Source organism: Ruegeria sp. SAZD013 (assembly GCF_059612525.1).
This window is the reverse complement of record NZ_JBXWQT010000035.1, coordinates 88,276-110,461: the sequence shown is the minus strand read 5'-3', so window position 1 is coordinate 110,461 and position 22,186 is coordinate 88,276. Positions and strand designations below refer to the sequence as shown.

Below are 22,186 nucleotides of genomic sequence, written 5' to 3'. Positions count from 1 at the left end.
TCCTGTCATCACATATGCGTCTTTTATGACGCGCAGCGCTTGCGACCGATCACAAAATCGGGGACAGTCCGCGCAAAGTGACAGGGGGTCTCCATGGATCTGCGCGCCATAGCCATGGGGCTGACATTTGCCCTGATCTGGTCGTCCGCCTTTACCTCGGCGCGGATCATAGTGGCAGACGCCTCTCCTTTGTTTTCGCTGGCTCTGCGGTTTTTGATCTCAGGGGTTCTGGGGGTTCTGATTGCCCGGGCGATGGGGCAAAGCTGGCACCTGACTCGGAACCAATGGCGGGCGACAATTCTGTTCGGTATCTGCCAAAATGCCCTGTATTTGGGTCTGAATTTTTACGCGATGCAAACGGTCGAGGCTTCGGTTGCGGCGATTATCGCGTCCACAATGCCCTTGCTGGTGGCACTGGCAGGGTGGCTTATTTTTGGCGAGAAACTGCGCCCTCTCGGTATTTTGGGTTTGTTTACCGGATTCACCGGCGTCGCCCTGATCATGAGCAGCCGGATCAGTTCTGGTGTCGACATGTTCGGCGTCGCGCTATGCGGCATCGGAGCTTTGGCGCTGACCTTTGCCACCCTCGCGGTTCGCGGCGCAACCTCAGGCGGCAATTTCATGATGGTCGTGGGCCTGCAGATGCTTGTAGGTTCCGCCACGTTGTTCGTGGCCGCTCCGATCTTTGAGACCATTTACATCCACCCGACGCTGCCACTGGCATTGGCGTTCACTTACACAACCCTGTTTCCTGGGCTGCTGGCCACGCTGATCTGGTTCCTTCTTCTGGATCGCATCGGCGCGATCCGCGCAGCCACGTTCCACTTTTTGAACCCGGTATTTGGTGTCACGATTGCGGCCATATTATTGGGCGAAAAACTGGGCGCGATGGACGCAATTGGCGTTACCGTCACGACGCTGGGTATTCTTGCGGTTCAGCTGTCACGCCAACCTTCTGGCAAAACGGCTTCGGCCTAAAGCAAGGACCCAAATGTTTGCGTCTGACCGACTGCACGACTGTGAGAGCTGTTTGAAATATCGCTTTGCTTTCTACCCTGCAGCCCCCAGATAATGGCTCAAACGTCAAATCAGCCGGAGGATCCATGACACGCTACACCAAAGACCCCACGGTTATCGCGGCGCTTTCGCCCGAAGAATTTCATGTCACCCAACGCAACGGCACCGAACGACCGGGGACAGGCAAGTATTTGGGGAACAAGGAACCGGGCATCTACGTGGACATCGTGTCAGGCGAGCCGCTGTTTGCTTCGACCCACAAATACGAATCCGGATGTGGCTGGCCCAGCTTCACCAAGCCGATCCTCCATGAGCATGTGGAGGAGTTTCGCGATACGACGTATGGTATGATCCGGACCGAGGTTCGCTCGAAACACGGCGACAGCCATCTGGGGCATGTCTTCCCCGACGGCCCGCGAGAACATGGTGGCCTGCGGTATTGCATCAACTCGGCCTCGCTCAGGTTCATCCATCGGGATGAGATGGAGGCTGAAGGTTACGCCGAATTCCTGATCCACGTGGAGGAAATCCAATGACTGAACAACGTGCTGTACTGGCCGGAGGCTGCTTTTGGGGTATGCAGGACCTGATCCGCAAGCTGCCGGGCGTCTTGCGAACCCGGGTGGGCTACACCGGAGGCGATGTGCCCAACGCAACCTATCGCAACCATGGCACCCACGCCGAAGGGATCGAGATCTGGTTTGACCCGTCGCAGATCAGTTACCGCGACCTGCTGGAATTTTTCTTCCAGATTCACGACCCGACCACGGTGAACCGGCAAGGCAACGACCGAGGCATGAGCTATCGTTCCGCGATTTACCACGTCGATGAAGCCCAAAGAGCAACTGCGCTGGATACTATCGCAGATGTGAATGCCAGCGGCATGTGGCCGGGAAAAGTCGTAACCGAAGTCGAACCCGTCGGCGATTTCTGGGAGGCCGAACCCGAGCATCAGGATTATCTTGAGCGCATCCCGAACGGATATACCTGCCACTTCCCGCGCCAGGACTGGGTTCTTCCCAAACGTGCCAGCGCCGCAGAATAATGCACCACCTGCCCGGCCCCTCTGTACAAGTCAGAGGGGCTAGCCCGCCGCAACCCGCGGTCGCCCGCTTGCCTCGACCGTGATCATTGCTTCGACAAACACATCATTGGCCTCGACCCGCGCGGTTTTGATGTCGCGATCCACGATCACGCGGATATCTTCTGCACCGGCTTCGCGCACCGCACCTTCAGCTTCCGACCTCAGAACATTTTCCAGCAAATCCAACGCGTCTTCTGATGCGGAAAAATCCTTGGGCCCGCCCTTGAGATGTACACGATACCGCCCTTCGGCAGGGCTTGTCACCGTGCCCGATCGCCGTAAGGTCAACCGTCCCACGACGGCGCCAATCGCATTGGCTACGCCCGCATGTTCCGGCAGGATCATCCGGCAGTGCAGCCGTTCACCAACCGCCCGGTAATAGCTGGGGGCTGATGCCCCAAGCCCCACAACATCAACGTTTAGAGCTGCGGTCAGCGACAACAAACCGCGATGCCGCGCCAATCCGCGCTGTGTCAGGACATGCCGCGCCAACTCCTGTGGCGGCAGCCCGAAACTGTCCGGTTCCTCATCAAAAACAGCCTCTAACAAGATCAAACTGGTCTGTTCCGTCAACTGGTCCACGATCATTTGCGCCAGCGCCTCGGCGGAATTTGCCAACATATCCCCGGACCCGACCCGTTTGCGCGCAACCAGTTCTAGTGCCTTACGGGCGGCTTCAGCATCCCAGGCATCCACCCGCCCCAGTACATGGCTGGCATCCGACGGCGTCACGCCCGAGATCTGAACGATCCCGCGATCCACCAACCGGGTCAATGCGCCGCTCTCCATTCGGGACCTAAGCAAGGAACCAATCGGCAGAACCTGATCTCCCAACCGCTCCAACAGGGCTTCTTCGCGCACATCTATACCGTCGTCACGTATTCCCGGCACGCGTCGGGCAAAGCGCGTATCGTGCTCACCCACCGTCGTGGCCCGCAATTGCTCGTCCAGAACGGCATGAACGATCTCGGGCGCTTCCGAGGCGATCAGGGACACCGGAAGAACGCGGCGCGGCCCCAGAAAAACACCGCCCTGCAACCCCTCGGTCACGACATGCACCTGACTGTCACCTCCAAGGCCATGGGTGCGCATCGCAACTGCCTCGACCATTGTGCGGAACCCGCCCACCTGTGCCCCTGCCGTGTCGATCGCGGGCTTACCGTCACGGATCAACGCCACGTCAGTTGTCGTACCGCCAATATCCGACACCAACGCATTCTCTGCGCCAGTCAACCAGCGCGCGCCGACAATTGACGCGGCAGGTCCGCTCAGGATCGTTTCAATGGGGCGTTCACGCGCCTGTTCAGCACTCATCAACGCCCCATCACCGCGAACAACCATCATCGGGGCCATAATCCCCAACTCGCGCAGCCGGTCCTGCGCCCGCCCGATCAAACGGTCGATCATCCCGATCAGCCGCGCGTTCAACACTGCCGTCACGGCGCGTTTCGGCCCATTCAGCTTTGCCGACAAGTGATGCGAACATGTTACCGGAGCCCCGGTTCTTTCCGAAACGATTCGCGCGGCTTCAAGTTCATGCGCGGGATTACGGGTGGCAAACTGAGCGGCTATGGCAAAGCCTGAAATCCCCTTGTGAGTGTCTAAAAACTGCTCCAGCGCGGCAACATCCAATGGTGCAGCTTCGCTGCCAGAATGGGAATGCCCACCAGACATAACCAGGGCCGGGTCCCCTTTTAACGCGTCCTTCAAACCGTGCTTTTCAAGGTCGCTGTCTTTGAACCCGATATAGATCAATGCAACGCGCCCGCCCTGCCCTTCGACCAAGGCATTTGTCGCCAATGTAGTGGACAAAGAGGCCATTGAAATCTGATCCGGCGCAACTTTTGCCTGCTCCAAAACGGCAGAAATCGCCTTGCCTACACCAATTGCCAGATCCGCACGTGTGGTCAGGGACTTGGCCGAGGCTATTACCTCTTTTTCATCCCGGATCAGTACCGCATCGGTATAGGTTCCACCCGTATCCACCCCCAAAGCCAGCGCCATCGGGTTCTCCTTACTGTTCGCTGCAGATTGGTGTAGCGATTGGGGCCGACACGTCCAGCCTGTTTGCGGCAATTATGAAAGTTGTTCCACCGCCCAGCGCGCTGCGTCGGCCACGGTTTCATCTGGGTCATCTGTCAAACTTTGGGCCGCGGCCCTCAGTTTCGACTGCCCCGAGTTTCCAATGGCATAAAGCACGTTGCGCACAAACCGGTCGCGCCCGATCCGTTTGATGGGTGAGCCCGAGAATTTCGCTCGGAACGAAGTATCATCAAGCGCCACCAGCTCTTCCAGCGCAGGCGCCGCCAGATCTTCGCGCGCTGCATAGCGCAGGTCGCTTGCGGCAACCGCAAACTTGTTCCACGGGCAAGCCGCAAGGCAATCGTCACAGCCGTAGATTCGATTGCCCAGCTTTCTGCGAAGCTCAGGCTTCACAGGGCCTTTATGCTCGATTGTCAGATAGGAAATGCACCGCCGTGCGTCCAACTGATACGGGCCCGGAAAGGCGTCCGTGGGGCAGCTGTCCAAACAGGCCCGACAAGACCCGCAGCGATCAATCTCAGCGGGATCCGCGGGTATATCCAAAGTTGAAAAAACAGACCCTATAAAGGCCCAATTACCCCACTCCCTGCTGACCAGATTCGTGTGTTTCCCCTGCCAGCCCAACCCGGCGGCCTGCCCCAAAGCTTTCTCCGGCACGGGTGCAGTGTCAACAAACACCTTAACCTCGCCGCCCGCCTCGGCAATCAGCCACCGCGCCAGGCGCTTCAGTCGCTTTTTGACCAGATCATGATAGTCTTTGTTCTGCGCATAGACAGAAATCGCCCCGTGGCCGCGTTGCTTCAAGACGTCTGTAGGATCATGTTCCGGCGTGTAACTCTCGGCCAGCATGATCACTGATCGCGCCTCGGGCCAAAGGGCCGCAGGATCACCGCGCCAATGCGTCCGCTCGGCCATCCATCCCATCTGCCCATGATACCCTGCGTCCAGGAACGCTGCCAAACGCTCGGGAACTTTTGGAACATCCCAGGGGCGGCAGACACGGCACGCAACAAACCCCTCTTCAAGGGCCTGCTGTACCAGCTTTTCCTTCAAATCTGATCCGCTCTTCATCTGGCCCAAAATATCCTCGGGGGGAATCGCGCAGATGCCCGATGGGGGGAGACAGCCCCGCTGGCACACACTATCAGAAATCCAGATCTGCGTAATGGGGCGGCGGCCGGAAACCCGGCACCTGATCCGCCAGAATAGAGCGAAAAGCAGGGCGCGATTTGATTTTCGCATACCAGTCCTTGACCACCTGACTGCGGTTCCAATCCACATCCGAGATATAGTCCAGCGACGACAGGTGCGCCGCTGCCGCGAAATCAGCCAGTGTCATCTGATCACCGGCCAACCACCGGCGGTGATCCAACAGCCATGCCATATAATCCAGATGGTACTTGATCGCTTTGGCACCCTGTTTGACGTTCTTGCTGTCAGGATAGCCCTGACCCGTCACTTTTTTGTTCACCCGTTCGTACAGCAGCTTCGACGTCACCTCATGATGGAATTTGTCGTCAAACCAGCCGACAAGGCGCCGTACTTCGTATCGGGCTTCGGGACTTTTTGGCATTAATGATGGTTCGGGGCGGGTTTCCTCAATATATTCGCAGATCGCCGCGCTTTCCGACATCATTTGTCCGTCCAGACGCAATACTGGTACTTTACCCGCAGGGTTTCGGCGCAAAAAGTCGGGATCCTGCTCCCAGTATCGCTCTTCGACAAGCTCAACCTCGATCTTCTTTTCCGCCAAAGACAGCCGAACCTTGCGGCAATACGGAGAGAGGGGAACATGAAACAAACGCGCCATGGGCTTCCAATCGAACCAGTGAGTACCCGACAGATTTAGCCTTGGCAGGCGACGGGTTTCAATCCTCGAAACAATCTGCGCGACCATCTGCGCGGATGGTGGCCGCCCCATCCAGAATAGATGCCGCCCGTCTGCGCGTACGCGCCGTCGGATCTGTGACTGACCTGTTGCGCGGTGACGGCAGAATGGCGGCAATCCGCGCTGCCTGAACTGGGGTCAGTTTCGATGCGCTGGTGTTGAAATACTGTTGCGCGGCAGCCTCGACCCCAAAAACGCCATTCCCGGTTTCGGCAACGTTCAGATAGACCTCAAGGATGCGCCGCTTGCTCCAGAAAATCTCGACCACAGGTGTGATCGAAGTTTCCAGCGCCTTGCGTATCCAACTGCGCCCCTGCCAAAGGAATACGTTCTTTACCACTTGCTGTGTAATGGTCGAGGCACCGCGATTTCCGCCATCCTCAAGCGCATCTCGAATGGCCTCTACATCAAATCCCCAATGCAGGCAGAAATTCGCATCCTCTGCTGCCACAACCGATCGCGCCATGATCGGGGCCATGTCCTCGATCGGTACCCATTCACGCTCAACCTTTCCCAATCGGCGCCATTCTGACCAGATCGTATGGGTTAAAGGTGGGTTCACAACCGAATACAACAGGATTATCGCAAGCAAAGCTCCTGCAATTGCCGCAACCGCACGAGTCAGCCAACGGCGTATCTGACGCACCGTTGGTGATTTCCTGCTGGATGCCTTGTTTTTCTTACCGCTTGATTTGCGGGCTGCTTTCTTCGCCATACTTCAGCTATACGACGCGCGGTCCGGGTTTGAAACGGCCTAAATTGCGAAGGCGCGCGCTTCGCGCGGGTGAACAACCGGGCGTGCGGTTTCTACCGACATCGGATCATGACCTGCCAGTTCAGGGAACAGATGCAGGACCTCGCTCTGCGTTTCGCGGTCCGAGGCCGACAACGCATGCCCCGGATAATAGCTTTCGCTTTTGGCACCATTGGCGATGACGATCTCGTGCTGCTTGAACAAAAGGTGGAAATACTCCACCTCACCGCCTTCCACGCGGGTCACCGTTTTTCCATTGACCAGAGCATGTGCCGGAATCAGCGCTTCAGCGTGCCCGGACAGATACGAGGCTCGCCAGTCTTCAATCAGCATCCTATGCTGAGGCGAAACAAGCAGCGGACGATCCAGGTCGAACACTCCGGCCTCAAACCGGATCGGGGCCAGCTTTCCTTCGGCGGCTACCACTGTACGCCCAACCCAGATCAAAGGCTGAGGGCCATGATCCACGGTCGTGACCAGATCACCGACCTTAAGATCTTCCACCGTGCGTTCCCCATCCGGGGTCATTATCATGGTGCCCGGCGTGAAACAGGGCGGACCCAAATTGCCGACATTCAGCGGCCCCTGTGTGTTGACGAAGGTGGCTGAAACAAACGTTCCCGGCTGCAAGACCTGGCCGTCTGTCGGTGTAAAAACCCGAGATCCATCAGCCAGATAAAACGTGGTGCCGGTATAGGTTACATTCCCGACGCCCGCGACGTTGATGGTAACAGTGTCTCCCGGCCAGGAATTCGTAACGTCCTGGCCATTGACTGTATCACCACTCGGTGCATCAATTTCGTTGTCATCATCTGCATCGATCAAAGTGAAACTGCTAACCGCGACAGCCGTTCCCGCAGGCGGCGGGTTTGCTGGATCGAAAGTATAAAACTGATCCTGATACGGTGTTGGCATCCGGTTGCCCCTGTCTGCTTATCATCTGGTGCCTAGATCGGCCCATGATTATCGCCTGAGTGTGAAGAAAGATTGGCGATTTTCGGATAAACGGGCAAGACCAGCACTGAAACGTCGTTAATATACGAACCCCGCGTGGTGCAAATGACACGCGGGGTTTCGAGAGGCAAAAAGTTTCGGCTTATTCCGCCGGAACTGCTTTGGCTTCAACACTCAGTGGGTGGCTAAGTTTGTTCAGCATTTCCTTCGGGCAAACCTGCAGGAAGTTGCCTTTTTCCACATCCCAATGCTGAAGAATATCAGCAGCCTTGCGGCTTTGTGATTCAGCAGCGTGACGCATGATAAGCGTTTTTAACTGATCTTCCCAGTGATCCACAGTGACCCGGCAAGTGACCAGCGTTTCCCTGTTCATCAGCGCCTCGGCCTTGCCTTCGGGATCATACAGATAGGCCATTCCGCCTGTCATGCCCGCACCAAAGTTGGCTCCGATCGTTCCAAGGATAACGGCGACACCGCCGGTCATGTATTCACACCCGTTGGAACCGCACCCCTCGACAACAACCTTGGCGCCAGAGTTCCGCACCGCGAACCGTTCACCGGCGCGACCGGCGGCAAACAGATACCCATCAGTGGCCCCATAGAGAACCGTGTTACCAATGATCGTATTGTCATCTGCTTTCAGCGGGCTGACTTGCGGTGGGCGCACGACGATCATACCCCCGGACAGGCCCTTACCGACATAGTCATTGGCATCGCCCGACACTTCCAGCTTCAGACCCGGGGCCGCAAAAGCTCCCAGCGATTGCCCGGCAGAGCCTTGCAACTTCACATGCAGATGGTCGTCCTGAAAGGTGTTCCGCATCCCGAAATTCTGCACAATATGGCTGGACACACGGGTTCCAACGGTCCGGTGCGTGTTCTGCACGGCATAAGACAGCTGCATCTTTTCACCATCCTTCAGGAACCGCGCCGCATCACGAACGATTTCGGCGTCCAGCGTATCCGGCACCGCGTTGCGCTCTTTGTCGCGGTTGTAGACGATGTTATGTGCCCCATCGACAGTGATCAGCAGCGGATTGAGGTCCAGATCGTCCAGATTCGCCGATCCCCGGCTGACCTGAGCCAACAGGTCGGCTCGGCCGATGATCTCGTCAACCGAGCGCGCACCGAGGCTGGCCAGCAACTCTCGCACTTCCTGGGCATAGAAAGTGATCAGGTTCACCACTTTATCCGCATTGCCGGTGAACTTGGCGCGCAGGGATTCATCCTGCGTACACACGCCCACCGGACAAGTGTTCGACTGACACTGACGCACCATGATACAACCCATGGCGATCAGCGCGGCGGTACCGATGCCGTATTCCTCGGCCCCCATCATCGCGGCCATGACAATGTCGCGACCGGTACGCAGACCACCGTCGGTCCGCAGGGTGACGCGATCCCGCAGGTTGTTCATCGCAAGAACCTGATGCGCCTCGGTCAGGCCCATCTCCCACGGCAAACCGGCATATTTGATCGAGGTCGCAGGCGACGCGCCTGTACCGCCATTGTGACCCGAAATAAGGATAATATCCGCTTTCGCTTTGGCTACACCGGCAGCAATCGTGCCAACGCCCGAGGACGCTACCAGCTTGACCGTCACCTTGCAGCGCGGGTTGATCTGCTTCAGATCGTAGATCAGCTGCGCCAGATCCTCGATCGAATAGATATCGTGGTGCGGCGGCGGCGAGATCAGCGTCACGCCCTTGGTCGAATGGCGCAGGCGCGCGATCAGGTCGGTGACCTTCATACCTGGCAACTGACCACCTTCGCCGGGTTTTGCACCCTGAGCGACCTTGATCTCAAGCTCTTCACACTGGTTGAGGTATTCCGCAGTCACGCCAAACCGGCCCGAAGCCACCTGTTTGATCTTGGCCGAAGGGTTGTCGCCATTGGGTTCAGGCACGAAATGTGCCGGATCTTCGCCACCTTCGCCACTGTCGGATTTCGCACCGATCCGGTTCATCGCCACGTTCAGTGTTTTATGCGCTTCGGGCGACAATGCACCCAGCGACATACCTGGCGTGACAAAGCGTTTGCGGATCGAGGTGATCGATTCCACCTCTTCGATCGGCACCGGCTTGCCCAACGGTTTGAAATCCATCAGATCGCGCAAATGAATTGGCGGGTTCGACTGCATCTTGGCCGAATACTGCTTCCACAGCTCATACGAAGCCTTGTTGCAGGCCATCTGCATCATGTGCATCGAGGTCGCTTCCCACGCGTGGGTCTCACCTGACTTACGCGCCTTGTAGAAACCACCGATGGGCAGTACATCCAGACCGCTATTCCAACCCTTGGCATGGATTTCTTCGGCCTTGGCCTGAATACCTTTGATACCGATACCGGAAATTCGGCTCGTCATACCGGGGAAATACTCGGCCACCATGGCACGGCTGAGGCCAACGGCCTCAAAGTTCAGACCACCGCGATAGGACGAAATGACCGAGATGCCCATCTTGGCCATGATCTTCAACAGACCCTGATCGATCGCCTCGCGATAGCGCGCGACGTTTTCTGTCAGGGTTCCGTCCAGCAAACCGCGGTCGATGCGGTCGGCCAAAGAATCTTCGGCCAGGTAGGCGTTCACCACAGTCGCGCCACATCCGATCAGAACGGCAAAGTAATGCGGATCCACACATTCGGCCGAACGAACGTTCAACGAACAGAAGGTCCGCAAACCCTGACGCGTCAAATGGGAATGCACAGCGCTGGTCGCGAGAATCATTGGTATCGCAATCCGATCCTCGCCCGACCGCATATCAGACAGGACAATATGCCCGGCACCAGATCGCACCGCCTCTTCGGATTCGGCTCTGATACGGGCCAAAGCTGCGCTCAATGCGCCTTGACCAGCCTCGAAGCTACAGTCGATTTCCGCTAGCGGCGCATCAAAGTTCTCAACCAGTTTGTCCCATTGCGCGTTGCCGACAAAGGGGCTTTCCAGAACCACGATCTCGGTCTGGCTGCTGTCTTCGTCCAGCACGTTCTTGAGGTTGGCAAACCGGGTTTTCAGCGACATCACGCGGTATTCACGCAGGCTGTCGATCGGCGGGTTGGTCACCTGGCTGAAGTTCTGACGGAAAAAATGGCTCAGCGGGCGGTATTGTTTTGACAAAACGGCCGAGGGCGTATCATCCCCCATGGATGCCAAGGCTTCCTTGCCATCCTCCGCCATCGGAGCAAGGATTTGTTCCAACTCTTCTACCGAGTATCCCGCAGCAATCTGGCGCTTGCGCAACTCGCCACCCGCAAAGATCGGAGCTTCGGTCACACCCGCAAGCGTTTCGTCCAGGTCGTTTATCTTGCCAACCCATTCGCCGAATGGAAGCGCGCTGGCCAGTTTGTTCTTGATTTGGGTGTCGCGGTACAGCTTGCCTTTTTTCATGTCGACCGCCAGCATCTGACCCGGCCCCAATGCGCCTTTTTCGGTCGCGGTGGCTTCGTTGATCGGCACCATTCCGGCCTCCGACCCTGCGATGACAAGGCCATCACCGGTCACGACGTACCGCATGGGGCGCAGCCCGTTCCGGTCCAGACCAGCGCAAACCCAGCGTCCATCGGTCATCGCCAGCGCGGCCGGACCATCCCATGGCTCCATCACCGAGTTGCAGTAGGAATACATGTCGCACCACGCTTGCGGCAGCTCGACCGCCTGCTTGGACCAGCTTTCCGGAACCAGCATGGTTTTCGCCATCGGGGCCGACCGCCCCGCACGCACCAACACCTCGAAAACCGAGTCTAATGCGGCGGAATCTGACGAACCACCAGCGATGATCGGCTTGATGTCTTCGGCATAGTCACCAAAAGTTCCGCTAGCCATCCGGATTTCATGGCTTTTCATCCAGTTGACGTTGCCCTTGAGGGTGTTGATCTCGCCGTTATGGGCCAGCATGCGGAATGGTTGTGCCAGCCACCATTGCGGGAAGGTGTTCGTGGAATACCGCTGGTGGTAAATCGCAAACGCCGATTCAAAGCGGTCATCCATCAGATCGGGATAGAATACAGCGACCTGTTCAGCCAGCATCATGCCCTTGTAGATGATCGACCGGCAGGACAGCGACGCAAGATAAAGGCCCGAAATGCCCGACGCCAAGGCCGCTTTTTCGATGCGGCGACGGATGACATAGAGTTCGCGCTCAAAAGTTTCTTCGTCCACACCCTTGGAGTTCGAGATCAGGATCTGCTCAATCTCGGGGCGGGTCGCGTTGGCCTTTTCCCCCAGGCAAGTCACATCGACAGGCACGTGTCGCCAGCCATAGATGTAATACCCCATACGCAGAACTTCGCTTTCGACGATGGTCCGGCACCGCTCCTGTGCGCCAAAATCGGTGCGGGGCAGGAAGACCTGACCAACTGCAATCAGTTCATTCAGCTTGGGTTCGTGGCCTGTGCGGCGGATCTGATCATAGAAGAAGGGAACTGGAATCTGCACATGGATGCCCGCGCCGTCGCCGGTCTTGCCATCCGCGTCCACGGCTCCGCGATGCCAGATCGCTTTCAGGGCATCAATCCCGGCATCCACCACCTTGCGAGACCGTTTGCCATCAACGGACACAACAAGGCCCACACCGCACGAAGAATGCTCTTCTGCCTCGGAGTAGAGGCCATTTTCGGCCATCCACTTGCGTTTTGCTTCTTCTGCCCGCACCCAATCGGCATCATATTTGGTCATTGGCTGTCTCCTTCGTCAGAGAGGGAATACATGGCTTCGACCTCGGCTTTGGTCATTTGCCGACGTTCGCCTGCGAACGCGTATCCCTCGGGCTTTTTGTCGATATAAAGTTCAAGTTTCAGCGGGTTGCCTGTTGCATTTTCAAACAGGCCAGCCGCCATTTGTGTCTGTCCGTGCATCTCACCCGGTAGCGTGATCCGGTACCAGAGCGAGGATCCGCATTCGTCGCAAAAGGCACGTTCTGCCCAGTCGGACGAGGTAAATGTCTTGACCGGGCCTAGCGCGGCATAGCCTTCTTTCGCCTGAAACGTCACCAGCATCGAACTGGTCCACCGACGGCATTGGTCACAGTGACACGCCCCCAGCGCATCCCGCGCCGGTGTAGCAGTTACAGTGACCGCACCACACATGCATTGGCCTTGAAGTTCCGACATTTCGAACCCTCCTGAAAGCTGGGGTTATTCCGCTGCGACGGCAGTCTTGGCATTAAACCGGTCGATGATCGCGTCGGCGCAGTCGCGCCCGTCACGGATCGCCCATACAACCAGCGAAGCACCGCGCACGATGTCGCCAATTGCGTACACACCTTCCATTTCGGTTTCCCCGGTCTGGAATGCTGCCCGGACCGTTCCCCATCGGGTGACGGGCAAGTCGGGCTGCCCGAACAGCGTTGGCAGGTCTTCGGGCTCAAAACCCAGCGCCTTGATCACCAGATCGGCGTCCTCGACATAATCCGCGCCTTCGATCACTTCGGGGGCCTGGCGACCAGATGCATCGGGTTGCCCCAGGCGCATTTTCTGCACCATCACGCCGGAAACCTTGTCGTCGCCCGTGAACCCCTTGGGTGCACTGAGCCATTCGAATACCACGCCTTCTTCCTCGGCATTCTGTGTCTCGCGCTGCGAACCCGGCATGTTTGCCCGGTCACGACGGTACAGGCATTTGACTGACGTCGCGCCCTGGCGGATCGACGTGCGCACACAATCCATCGCAGTGTCGCCACCACCGATCACGACAACCTTCTTGCCCTCGGCATTCAGCCGTCCGTTGTCGAAATCCTCAACAACGTCACCAAAGCTTTTACGGTTTGATGCGGTCAGGAAATCGATTGCCTTCTCGATCCCGGCAAGACCACTGCCCGGCATGGACAGATCCCGCGACTTGTAAACGCCCGTCGCGATGATGACCGCGTCATGCTTGGCGTGAATTTCCGCGAATTTGGCAGCGTCCACGTCGCAGTTCAAAACGAACTCGACACCGCCGTCAGCCAACAGGTCGTTGCGCCGCTGGACGACTTCTTTTTCAAGCTTGAAGCCCGGAATGCCATACATCAGCAACCCACCCGCACGGTCGTAGCGGTCATAGACCGTGACCTGAATACCGGCCCGACGCAGCATGTCTGCCGCGGCAAGACCGCCCGGCCCGCCACCGATGATGCCGACGCTTTCACGGCGCTCTGCCGCAGGGACCACTGGCTTGACCCAGCCTTTTTCCCACGCCGTGTCGGTAATGTACTTTTCGATCGTTCCGATGGTGACCGTTCCATGACCGGATTGTTCGATCACGCAATTTCCTTCGCACAAACGGTCCTGCGGGCAGATGCGGCCGCAAATCTCGGGGAAGGTGTTTGTCGCCTGGCTGGTTTCGTAAGCTTCTTCCAACCGTCCGGTTGCAGTCAGCCGCAACCAGTCGGGAATGTTGTTATACAGCGGGCAGTGCGATTGGCAGTAAGGCACACCGCATTGACTGCAACGGCTGGCCTGTTCTGCTGCTTTCTCGGCAGCGAATTCTGCATAGATCTCGTTAAAGTCTTCTCTGCGGTCATTGGCGGCACGCTTTTCCGGCATGACGCGGTCGATCTGCACAAATTTCAGCATCGGTTGCTTGGCCACGGGTCAGACTCCATGAATTGGCTTGGTTCGGTTTCTTTATGCGATGCGCAAACGGATGAAAAGTCATATACACTGACCTATTATGAGAATTTTTCGCCCTTCCACTCGAAATCGGCAAATTATGGAGGGAATTTTAGGTACGATCCGGACCTATATGAAGACTTTCCTTTTCTCCACTGCCCTTATAGCCATACACCACAAGAAAATCGTGGCGACAGCACGGCAGGGCAGATGAGTCTTTTCCACCTGATTCTCGTGGCAATCATTCAGGGAATAACTGAGTTTTTGCCCATTTCGTCTTCGGGTCACCTGATCCTGCTGCCGAATTTGTCAGGCCTTCAGGATCAGGGTCAAGCCATAGACATCGCGGTGCACGTCGGAACCCTCGGAGCGGTCGTTCTGTATTTCTGGACGGATGTGAAGCAGGCCCTTGCCGGGTTGCCGCGCGCCTTGAACGGCCGGACAGATACGCCGCAGGCCCGTTTGGCTCTGGGCCTCATCATTGCAACAATTCCAACCGTGATTGCAGGTCTGATCCTACATCTGACCGGGTTAAGCGAGGCCATGCGTTCGATCGCTGTAATCGGATGGACAATGCTGGGCTTTGGCCTGCTGCTTTATTGGATTGACCAGAAAGGCCCCCAGACGAAAGGTGTGTCTGATTGGGGTGTGCGCGATGCTTTCATCATGGGGCTGTGGCAGGTTCTTGCGCTGATCCCCGGAACATCGCGATCCGGGATCACCATTACAGGAGCACGTCAACTGGGCTATACCCGAGCAGACGGCGCACGGATTGCCATGCTTATGTCAATCCCAACCATTCTGGCCTCAGGCACACTGCTGGCACTGGATGTGATACGCGACGCTGATGCGCAACTGGCACGGGACGGGGCCATTGCCGCGGCATTTGCTTTTGTCTCGGCACTTCTGGCGCTTAGCCTTATGATGCGACTGCTGCGCAGTGTCAGCTTCACGCCCTATGTGATCTACCGCGTCATACTGGGCGCGGCATTGTTGTTCATGGCCTACAGCTGATCAGATACGCAGGTTCTTCGCCGAGTTCTGAATGTCGTCATACTGCCCCGATGGGCGGAATTTCCAAAGATATTCCGGCAGCACCGATTCCAGAGTGGTCGGCGCAATGCCAAGATCCGCAAAGGACTTGGCCCCGTCAGATACCACGTTGTCATGACGCAGATTCCTGACCTGGTCGCGGGTCAGAATGTTGTTCGGGAACAGCTGGAAGCTGACGAATTTCGCAATATCCAGCACGCCCGCCATAATCCGGGCAGCAAAAAACGGAAGACCGACAATGATGCGCCGCCGGTGGATCACTTCAAGCATCTGTTGCATCAGGGCGCGGAAGGTTTTCACTTCCGGCCCGCCAAGCTCGTACACGCCCGGCTCAGCCTGCCCCAGAATACCTTTGACCGCTGCCTGGGCCACGTCGTCCACGTAGACGGGTTGGAATTTGGTCTCAGCACCAACCACCGGCAGGAACGGACCCATGCGGGTCATCCCGGCAAATCGGTTAAAGAACTGATCCTCGGTACCGAAGATCACAGATGGGCGAAGGATCACTACATCCGGCATGTGCTTCAGCACACCCGCCTCGCCCAGCGCTTTGGTCCGGGCATAATCGCTGGCCGCGTTTGCATCTGCACCTATAGCCGAGATATGCACCATTCGACCAATGCCCTGCTGTGCGGCCAAGCGCGCAATACGCTCGGCCCCTTCGGTCTGAACGGCATCAAACGCGTTCTTGCCCAGTTCATTCAGCACACCCACACAGTTCACCACGACATCGGCGCTCTGCATTGCCAGCGCGACCGAGGCGTCATCGCGGATATTGCACAGCACAGGCTCAACCTGTCCCACGGCGCCGTAGGGTTTCACGAACATGGCTTCGTTCGGGCGTCGTACAGCCACCCGCACACGCCACCCCTCTCTCGCCATGCGCCGCGCGATGTAGCGACCGACAAATCCCGATCCGCCATAAATCGTCACCAGTTTCGACATGAGAGGGCTCCTGCTGAGAAATTGCGCCCTAGAACTAACGCCCGCAGGCCAGCCAAACAAGGCACTAATTCGCCGCGCCGGTCATGAAATAATAAGGCCAAAACTTCAGTTCGAAAACCGAACTTAAAAAACTTTCAAAATTCATTCAGAATCCGGTTGACGCCCCACGCCAGTCAGCTTAAACGCCGCTCCACGACACCTGCCCAGGTGGCGGAATTGGTAGACGCGCTAGCTTCAGGTGCTAGTGTCCGTATGGACGTGGAGGTTCGAGTCCTCTCCTGGGCACCATTTCTTCCCAAAGAAAATATGGAAGCAGCCGCCTAATGAGCTGGTGATGTCTGAATCGGTGTCTTATCGCTTCAAATCATCTTTGAAACAGCGGCGATTCTGTCATGACAAGATAAACCGCAATAAAGGTTCTCGTGGCGCTATGTATACCCGCTTGGTTCTGGGTCGCCTATCGCCTCCTGCTTTTGGTAAGCGGCAAAGCCAAAGAAGGGTAAGGCAGCGCCGGTATTACGCGCGCTTTTCACTGATCGAGGTTACGCCCAGAACATCCAGCACCCTGGCTTCGATCTGCTCTGCATTCATACCCGCAACGGCATACATATCCGCAGGACTGGCCTGATCAATGAAGATGTCGGGCAAGACCATCGAGCGGTATTTCAAGCCCCGGTCAAAAACACCCTCATCCGCCAGAAGCTGTGCTACATGGCTGCCAAATCCGCCAACAGCGCCTTCTTCGATGGTGATCAACGCCTCATGATCCGCAGCCAGATCTAGGATAAGGTCCCGATCCAGCGGCTTGGCAAAGCGGGCGTCGGCGATGGTTGGGTTGATGCCTTTGGCGGTCAGAGACTCGGCTGCTTTCTGAACTTCAGCCAGCCGCGTGCCAAAAGACAAAAGTGCGACGCGCGCGCCTTTTCGGATCATGCGGCCTTTGCCGATCTCCAGTACCTCACCACGTTCGGGCAGGTCCACTCCGACACCTTCGCCGCGCGGATAGCGGAAGGCAATCGGCCCTTCATCATGCGCAACAGCGGTTGCCACCATGTGCATCAATTCCGCCTCATCCGCAGCGGCCATGACGACCATGCCCGGTAGATTGGCCAAATAGGCAATATCGAACGACCCGGCATGGGTGGCACCGTCAGCGCCCACCAAACCTGCGCGATCAATGGCAAACCGAACGGGCAAGCGCTGAATTGCGACGTCATGCACAACCTGGTCGTAACCCCGCTGCAAAAAGGTCGAATACATGGCGCAGAATGGCTTCATCCCTCCTGCCGCCAACGCCGCTGAGAAGGTCACGCCGTGCTGCTCGGCAATCGCCACATCGAAACAGCGCGACGGGTACCGTTCGGCAAACAGGCCCAACCCGGTGCCATCTGGCATCGCGGCAGTCACTGCGACGATCTTGTCATCGTGCGTGGCCGCATCCACCAGAGCCTTGCCAAAGACAGACGTGTAAGAAGGCGCGTTTGACGGAGCCTTTTTCTGCTCACCCGTGACCACATCGAATTTGGCAGTCGCGTGGCCTTTGTCGCGGGCCTGTTCGGCTGGTGCGTACCCTTTGCCCTTCTTGGTCAAGACGTGGATCAGGATCGGCCCGGTTGCCCGCGCCTTGACGGTGCGCAGAACCGGCAGCAGCTGATCCAGGTCATGCCCATCAATGGGCCCGAGATAGGAAAACCCGAGCTCTTCGAACAGGGTTCCGCCGACGGCCATACCCTTGAGCATTTCCTTGGCGCGCTTGGCCCCTTCGCGGAACGGTTCGGGCAACAGTGAAACAGCGCCCTTGGCGGCGGCTTTCAGATCGTGGAACGGCGCCTCGGCGTACATTCGGGACAGATAGCTGGACAAGGCACCTACCGGGGGGGCGATGCTCATCTCATTGTCATTCAGAATGACGATCAGGCGTTTTTTCAAGTGACCTGCGTTATTCATCGCCTCAAAGGCCATACCTGCCGACATCGATCCATCACCGATCACGGCAATGGCGTCGCCCAACCCTTCCGGAGTCACACCGCCCAGATCACGCGCAACGGCAAAACCCAAAGCGGCGCTGATGGACGTACTGGAATGCGCGGCGCCAAACGGGTCATAGGGGCTTTCGCTGCGCTTGGTGAAACCGCTCAGGCCGTCTTTCATACGCAACGTGCGAATGCGGTCGCGCCGTTCGGTCAGGATTTTATGCGGATAGCACTGATGGCCTACATCCCAGATGATCTTGTCGCGCGGTGTTTCGAAAACTGCGTGCAGCGCGGTCGTCAGCTCCACAACGCCCAGACCCGCGCCCAGATGCCCCCCGGTTACGGAAACCGCCGAAATCGTCTCGGCCCGCAATTCCTGCGCAACCTGATGCAGCTGCGCGTCCGAGAACCGCTTGAGATCGGCGGGGCGGTTCACAAGGTCCAGCAGAGGCGTTTTGGGGCGGTCAGACATTTGGCGCGTTCCTGGCTTAGCTGTCCCGGGCAATAACGAAGCGAGCGGCTTCCTTCAAGGTTTCTGCCGTCGGGCCATACCCGTCCAGTGCGGCACAGGCCTGATCAACAAGTTCACTGGCACGGGTTCTGGCAGCATCCAAACCCAGAAGAGATACGAAAGTGGCCTTTCCCGCATCCGCATCTTTCTGAAGACGTTTGCCTGCCTTTGACGCATCACCTTCAACATCAAGGATGTCGTCTGCAATCTGAAAAGCAAGACCAAGGGCCCGGGCATATTGGCGCAAGGGCTCTGGATCCGCTTTTGCCAGACGCGCACCCGCACAGGCGGACCATTCGATCAAAGCGCCCGTTTTGCCGCCCTGAAGCAGTGTTATCGCATTCAGCGTCAAAGGTTCAGAAGCGGTTTCCGCCGCGATATCAAGCGCCTGCCCCAAAACCATACCTTGCGCACCGCTTGCCCTGGCCAGTGTCAGTGCCAGATCAGCGCGAACGTCTGCATCTCCAACCTCGGGCCGGGTGCACAGTTCAAAGGCCAGTGTCTGCAGCGCGTCCCCGGCAAGTACGGCCGTGCCTTCGTCCCATTTCACATGAACCGTGGGGCGTCCGCGCCGAAGATCGTCGTCATCCATACAAGGCAGATCGTCGTGAACTAGAGAATAGGCGTGAAGGGCCTCGATTGCGGTCGCGGGCCAGATCGCGCGGGACTCGTTGATTTGGTGCAGGCGCGCACTTTCCAGAACCAGAAAGCCGCGCAGCCGTTTACCGCCACGGGTGGCATAGGCCATTGCCCGTGTCACATCCAGATCGGCCAGCGCGCCCATTGTCAGGTCAAAATGATCCTGAAGACACGCCGCGTCCTGCGCCAGTCTTTCCTGAAACATTTACTGACCTTCGACAGGTGTTGTCCCGGTCGGTTGGCCATTCGCGTCCAGAGTGATCGCGGCCACTTTTTCCTCGGCCCGCTTCAACTCGTCCTCGCAACGCTTTTTCAAAGCGGCCCCGCGTTCATACAGCGCAATCGACTGATCCAGCGCCACGTCGCCGCGCTCAAGCTGGCCAACCACGGCCTCAAGCTCTTTCATGGCCTGCTCGAATGTCATCTGTTCAACTGGGGTATCGGTCATCGTGCTGCCTTCATCAGTTCTTCCACATGGGCGCGTGCCGCCTCGGCCAGTGCGTTCAGATCATACCCGCCCTCCAGAGTCGAGACGATACGGCCCTGACACACCTCATCGGCTATCCCGCACAGCTCTGCCGTGATCCAAGCAAAATCGCCGGTCGACCAGTTCAGGTTGGCCAGAGGGTCGTCCTGATGCGCATCGAACCCGGCCGAGATGATGATCAGTTCCGGCCGGAACGCCCGCAAGCGTGGAAAGGCCTGCGTTTCATAGGCGGATCGCATCTCAGCCCCGCCGGTGCCCGGGGCAAGCGGGATGTTCAGAACGTTATCGTAAGCGCCTGTCTCGTCCGGGCGGCCCGATCCTGGCCATAACGGCATCTGCTGGCTCGTGATTACCAGGGCCCGATCTTCATCCCACAGCAGGTCCTGCGTGCCGTTGCCATGATGAACGTCGAAATCGACCACTGCGACCCGCTTCAGCCCGTGGTAATCCAGCGCATGTTTCGCAGCCAGCGCCGCATTGCCAAACAGGCAGAACCCCATAGCTTTCTCGGCTTCGGCGTGGTGCCCCGGTGGGCGAATGGCACAAAAGGCGTTCGGCGCCTCACCGCCCAAAACCAGATCAACGGCCCGTACCGCCGCACCAGCCGCACGATAGGCCGCATCCACGGAACCCGGTGACATGAAGGTGTCCCCGTCGATTTGCGCAAACCCGTCAGTAGGGCGTGACGATCTGATGTCTCGGATATGGCTTTCGGGATGAACACGCAGCAAATCATCGTCTGCCGCCAGTGGAGCGGTCACGCGCTTCAGGTCAAGTCCTTCAAGCGCGTGCAGGATATGCTCCAGCCGCGCCACCTGTTCCGGATGACCTTGCGGTGTGACATGTCCAAGGCAATCGGCATGTGTCAAAAGGGCGGTTTTCATCGGGATCCCATCTTCATCTGGCTAAAATATCCTCGCCGAAGGCTTAAATCGCCGCACAGCGGCTCATTCAATCGGGCGCCAGCATATAGCCCGCGCCCCGGACTGTCTGCAGATACCGGGGCTGTTTCGGGTCCTGTTCGATCTTCCGGCGCAGGCGGGTGATCTGCACGTCCACCGCACGTTCCTGTGCCTGTCCTTTATCCCGGCCCAGATCTTCCACCAGTTTTGCGCGGCTGATTGGCTCACCAGGTTGGGCCGAAAAGATTTTCATCAGCTGGCTTTCGGTCGCGGTCAGGCGGACTGGCCTTTCGCCCTGCCACATTTCACCGCGTTCAATGTCATACCGGATGGGGCCGAGATGCAGGATCTTCGCCGCTGTTTCCTCGGCCGGGGTTTCCGGCATCCGGCGCAGAATCGCATTGATCCGCAGTAGCAGCTCTTTCGGCTCGAAAGGTTTGGCGAGATAATCATCCGCCCCGGCTTCAAGCCCTGCAATCCGATGCTCGGTCTCGCCCTTGGCGGTTAGTAACAGGATCGGCGTCGTATGAGTGTCACGCAGCGACCTGGTCAGACTGACGCCATCTTCGCCCGGCATCATCACATCCATGACGATCATGTCGAAATCCAACCCCGACAGAACCCGCCGCGCATGGGCCGCATCCCGTGCCGCCGTCACCAGAAACCCGTTTCGCATCAGGAACTTCTTGAGTAGATCGCGAATGCGTTCGTCATCATCAACAATCAGCAAATGTGCATCTATTTCGCTCATGATGTCGTATCCCGCAATTTCGTATAGGCATGACGCATATCAGCATCCATCATTGCTTCAAGCACTTTGCGAAACCCGGCCACGGCCTCGGGACCGGCATCCTTGAAGGCCGCGCGCATTCTTGTTCGTTGCGCATCTGACAACGTGGCCTCCAACGTTTCGCCCTTTTCCGTCAGAAATAGATGCCGTTCGCGTTTGTCCACGGTTCCGACCCGGCTTTCCACCAGACCATCCTCGATCAACGTCCGAAGGACCCTGTTCAGAGACTGTTTTGTAACCCCGAGGATCGCCAGCAAGTTGTTCACCGTGGTGCCCGGGGCGCGATTGATAAAATGGATCGCGCGGTGATGGGCGCGGCCATAGGCCATTTCGGACAGGATACGATCGGGATCCGCGGTAAAGCCGCGATAGGCGAAGAACATTGCCTCGATCCCCTGCCGCAATTGTTCATCCGTCAAAAACAACAGGCTTTCGCCCCCATATCGCGGGGCCGGGCGGATTTCGGACATATCATGCCTCATTCGTTACTCGGGTTCGACTTTATGTCAGCGTTATTGACATTCCAAGGGCAGAGAGGTATCGAATCGCAGTTTTTGC

Annotated in this window: 19 protein-coding genes and 1 tRNA gene; 5 read left to right on the top strand and 15 right to left on the bottom strand. The window is 57.8% G+C overall.

The annotated features are described in order from the left end of the window. Positions 1-93 precede the first annotated feature (93 nt). From AC2FLU_RS17515 to msrA, 3 genes are all read left to right on the top strand, one after another. Positions 94-978: a DMT family transporter gene (locus AC2FLU_RS17515; RefSeq protein WP_496716173.1), complete on the top strand. Its 885-nt coding sequence runs from the start codon at positions 94-96 to the stop codon at positions 976-978. Positions 979-1,103: 125 nt separating this feature from the next. After that, entirely contained in the window at positions 1,104-1,553 is a 450-nt protein-coding gene (gene msrB, locus AC2FLU_RS17510) for a peptide-methionine (R)-S-oxide reductase MsrB (protein ID WP_480474611.1), read from the top strand. Then, positions 1,550-2,062, top strand: a complete 513-nt coding sequence (gene msrA / locus AC2FLU_RS17505) for a peptide-methionine (S)-S-oxide reductase MsrA (RefSeq protein WP_496808140.1) — start codon at positions 1,550-1,552, stop codon at positions 2,060-2,062. Before msrB ends, msrA begins: the two co-directional genes overlap by 4 nt. Positions 2,063-2,101: 39 nt before the next feature. On the opposite strand, the gene AC2FLU_RS17500 is transcribed toward msrA, so the two are convergent. The 8 genes from AC2FLU_RS17500 to AC2FLU_RS17465 form a co-directional block, all read right to left on the bottom strand. Beyond that, on the bottom strand, positions 2,102-4,105 hold the full coding sequence (locus AC2FLU_RS17500; protein ID WP_496808139.1) for a hydantoinase/oxoprolinase family protein: 2,004 nt from the start codon (positions 4,103-4,105) through the stop codon (positions 2,102-2,104). Between the two features lie 72 nt (positions 4,106-4,177). Then, positions 4,178-5,215 (bottom strand): tRNA epoxyqueuosine(34) reductase QueG, encoded by a 1,038-nt coding sequence (gene queG / locus AC2FLU_RS17495; RefSeq protein WP_480474605.1) that lies wholly within the window; start codon positions 5,213-5,215, stop codon positions 4,178-4,180. Positions 5,216-5,288: 73 nt separating this feature from the next. Further along, the gene (gene fzlA, locus AC2FLU_RS17490) at positions 5,289-5,954 is read right to left on the bottom strand and encodes an FtsZ-binding protein FzlA (protein ID WP_480474603.1); all 666 of its coding nucleotides are present in this window, start codon (positions 5,952-5,954) and stop codon (positions 5,289-5,291) included. Positions 5,955-6,012: 58 nt separating this feature from the next. Then, positions 6,013-6,747 (bottom strand): monofunctional biosynthetic peptidoglycan transglycosylase, encoded by a 735-nt coding sequence (gene mtgA, locus AC2FLU_RS17485; RefSeq protein ID WP_480519711.1) that lies wholly within the window; start codon positions 6,745-6,747, stop codon positions 6,013-6,015. A 39-nt stretch (positions 6,748-6,786) separates the two neighbouring features. After that, positions 6,787-7,701: a Hint domain-containing protein gene (locus AC2FLU_RS17480; protein ID WP_480519709.1), complete on the bottom strand. Its 915-nt coding sequence runs from the start codon at positions 7,699-7,701 to the stop codon at positions 6,787-6,789. A 181-nt stretch (positions 7,702-7,882) separates the two neighbouring features. After that, positions 7,883-12,415, bottom strand: coding sequence for a glutamate synthase large subunit (gene gltB / locus AC2FLU_RS17475; RefSeq protein WP_496808138.1), 4,533 nt, complete (start codon positions 12,413-12,415; stop codon positions 7,883-7,885). After that, positions 12,412-12,849, bottom strand: a complete 438-nt coding sequence (locus AC2FLU_RS17470; RefSeq protein WP_480474595.1) for a GFA family protein — start codon at positions 12,847-12,849, stop codon at positions 12,412-12,414. The genes gltB and AC2FLU_RS17470 overlap by 4 nt, the downstream gene beginning before the upstream one ends. Before the next feature lie 24 nt (positions 12,850-12,873). Further along, positions 12,874-14,307 carry an NAD(P)-dependent oxidoreductase gene (locus AC2FLU_RS17465; RefSeq protein WP_496716409.1) on the bottom strand — a complete coding sequence of 478 codons (1,434 nt, stop codon included), beginning with the start codon at positions 14,305-14,307 and terminating at the stop codon, positions 12,874-12,876. A 231-nt stretch (positions 14,308-14,538) separates the two neighbouring features. Between AC2FLU_RS17465 and AC2FLU_RS17460 the strand changes: the two genes are divergently transcribed. Continuing rightward, positions 14,539-15,342, top strand: a complete 804-nt coding sequence (locus AC2FLU_RS17460; RefSeq protein ID WP_496812060.1) for an undecaprenyl-diphosphate phosphatase — start codon at positions 14,539-14,541, stop codon at positions 15,340-15,342. On the opposite strand, the gene AC2FLU_RS17455 is transcribed toward AC2FLU_RS17460, so the two are convergent. Then, positions 15,343-16,326 (bottom strand): complex I NDUFA9 subunit family protein, encoded by a 984-nt coding sequence (locus AC2FLU_RS17455; RefSeq protein ID WP_480519699.1) that lies wholly within the window; start codon positions 16,324-16,326, stop codon positions 15,343-15,345. It abuts the gene before it with no gap. A 201-nt stretch (positions 16,327-16,527) separates the two neighbouring features. Here AC2FLU_RS17455 and AC2FLU_RS17450 point away from each other — a divergent pair. Then, positions 16,528-16,614, top strand: a tRNA-Leu gene (locus AC2FLU_RS17450). 228 nt (positions 16,615-16,842) lie between these two features. On the opposite strand, the gene dxs is transcribed toward AC2FLU_RS17450, so the two are convergent. The 6 genes from dxs to AC2FLU_RS17420 form a co-directional block, all read right to left on the bottom strand. Further along, the gene (gene dxs, locus AC2FLU_RS17445; protein WP_480606059.1) at positions 16,843-18,771 is read right to left on the bottom strand and encodes a 1-deoxy-D-xylulose-5-phosphate synthase; all 1,929 of its coding nucleotides are present in this window, start codon (positions 18,769-18,771) and stop codon (positions 16,843-16,845) included. A gap of 16 nt (positions 18,772-18,787) precedes the next feature. Further along, positions 18,788-19,654, bottom strand: coding sequence for a polyprenyl synthetase family protein (locus tag AC2FLU_RS17440; RefSeq protein WP_480555083.1), 867 nt, complete (start codon positions 19,652-19,654; stop codon positions 18,788-18,790). Then, positions 19,655-19,897, bottom strand: coding sequence for an exodeoxyribonuclease VII small subunit (locus tag AC2FLU_RS17435; protein WP_120634800.1), 243 nt, complete (start codon positions 19,895-19,897; stop codon positions 19,655-19,657). It abuts the gene before it with no gap. Beyond that, the gene (locus AC2FLU_RS17430; RefSeq protein WP_480474583.1) at positions 19,894-20,820 is read right to left on the bottom strand and encodes a histone deacetylase family protein; all 927 of its coding nucleotides are present in this window, start codon (positions 20,818-20,820) and stop codon (positions 19,894-19,896) included. Before AC2FLU_RS17430 ends, AC2FLU_RS17435 begins: the two co-directional genes overlap by 4 nt. A gap of 67 nt (positions 20,821-20,887) precedes the next feature. Continuing rightward, the gene (locus AC2FLU_RS17425; RefSeq protein WP_480474581.1) at positions 20,888-21,589 is read right to left on the bottom strand and encodes a response regulator; all 702 of its coding nucleotides are present in this window, start codon (positions 21,587-21,589) and stop codon (positions 20,888-20,890) included. Further along, on the bottom strand, positions 21,586-22,098 hold the full coding sequence (locus AC2FLU_RS17420; RefSeq protein WP_480474579.1) for a MarR family winged helix-turn-helix transcriptional regulator: 513 nt from the start codon (positions 22,096-22,098) through the stop codon (positions 21,586-21,588). Before AC2FLU_RS17420 ends, AC2FLU_RS17425 begins: the two co-directional genes overlap by 4 nt. Positions 22,099-22,186: the final 88 nt, after the last annotated feature.

Coding starts and splice junctions, on each gene's coding strand:
- AC2FLU_RS17515 (WP_496716173.1), top strand. CDS start 94: ATGGATCTGCGCGCCATAGCCATGGGGCTGACATTTGCCCTGATCTGG.
- msrB (WP_480474611.1), top strand. CDS start 1,104: ATGACACGCTACACCAAAGACCCCACGGTTATCGCGGCGCTTTCGCCC.
- msrA (WP_496808140.1), top strand. CDS start 1,550: ATGACTGAACAACGTGCTGTACTGGCCGGAGGCTGCTTTTGGGGTATG.
- AC2FLU_RS17500 (WP_496808139.1), bottom strand. CDS start 4,105: ATGGCGCTGGCTTTGGGGGTGGATACGGGTGGAACCTATACCGATGCG.
- queG (WP_480474605.1), bottom strand. CDS start 5,215: ATGAAGAGCGGATCAGATTTGAAGGAAAAGCTGGTACAGCAGGCCCTT.
- fzlA (WP_480474603.1), bottom strand. CDS start 5,954: ATGGCGCGTTTGTTTCATGTTCCCCTCTCTCCGTATTGCCGCAAGGTT.
- mtgA (WP_480519711.1), bottom strand. CDS start 6,747: ATGGCGAAGAAAGCAGCCCGCAAATCAAGCGGTAAGAAAAACAAGGCA.
- AC2FLU_RS17480 (WP_480519709.1), bottom strand. CDS start 7,701: ATGCCAACACCGTATCAGGATCAGTTTTATACTTTCGATCCAGCAAAC.
- gltB (WP_496808138.1), bottom strand. CDS start 12,415: ATGACCAAATATGATGCCGATTGGGTGCGGGCAGAAGAAGCAAAACGC.
- AC2FLU_RS17470 (WP_480474595.1), bottom strand. CDS start 12,849: ATGTCGGAACTTCAAGGCCAATGCATGTGTGGTGCGGTCACTGTAACT.
- AC2FLU_RS17460 (WP_496812060.1), top strand. CDS start 14,539: ATGAGTCTTTTCCACCTGATTCTCGTGGCAATCATTCAGGGAATAACT.
- AC2FLU_RS17455 (WP_480519699.1), bottom strand. CDS start 16,326: ATGTCGAAACTGGTGACGATTTATGGCGGATCGGGATTTGTCGGTCGC.
- dxs (WP_480606059.1), bottom strand. CDS start 18,771: ATGTCTGACCGCCCCAAAACGCCTCTGCTGGACCTTGTGAACCGCCCC.
- AC2FLU_RS17440 (WP_480555083.1), bottom strand. CDS start 19,654: ATGTTTCAGGAAAGACTGGCGCAGGACGCGGCGTGTCTTCAGGATCAT.
- AC2FLU_RS17435 (WP_120634800.1), bottom strand. CDS start 19,897: ATGACCGATACCCCAGTTGAACAGATGACATTCGAGCAGGCCATGAAA.
- AC2FLU_RS17430 (WP_480474583.1), bottom strand. CDS start 20,820: ATGAAAACCGCCCTTTTGACACATGCCGATTGCCTTGGACATGTCACA.
- AC2FLU_RS17425 (WP_480474581.1), bottom strand. CDS start 21,589: ATGAGCGAAATAGATGCACATTTGCTGATTGTTGATGATGACGAACGC.
- AC2FLU_RS17420 (WP_480474579.1), bottom strand. CDS start 22,098: ATGTCCGAAATCCGCCCGGCCCCGCGATATGGGGGCGAAAGCCTGTTG.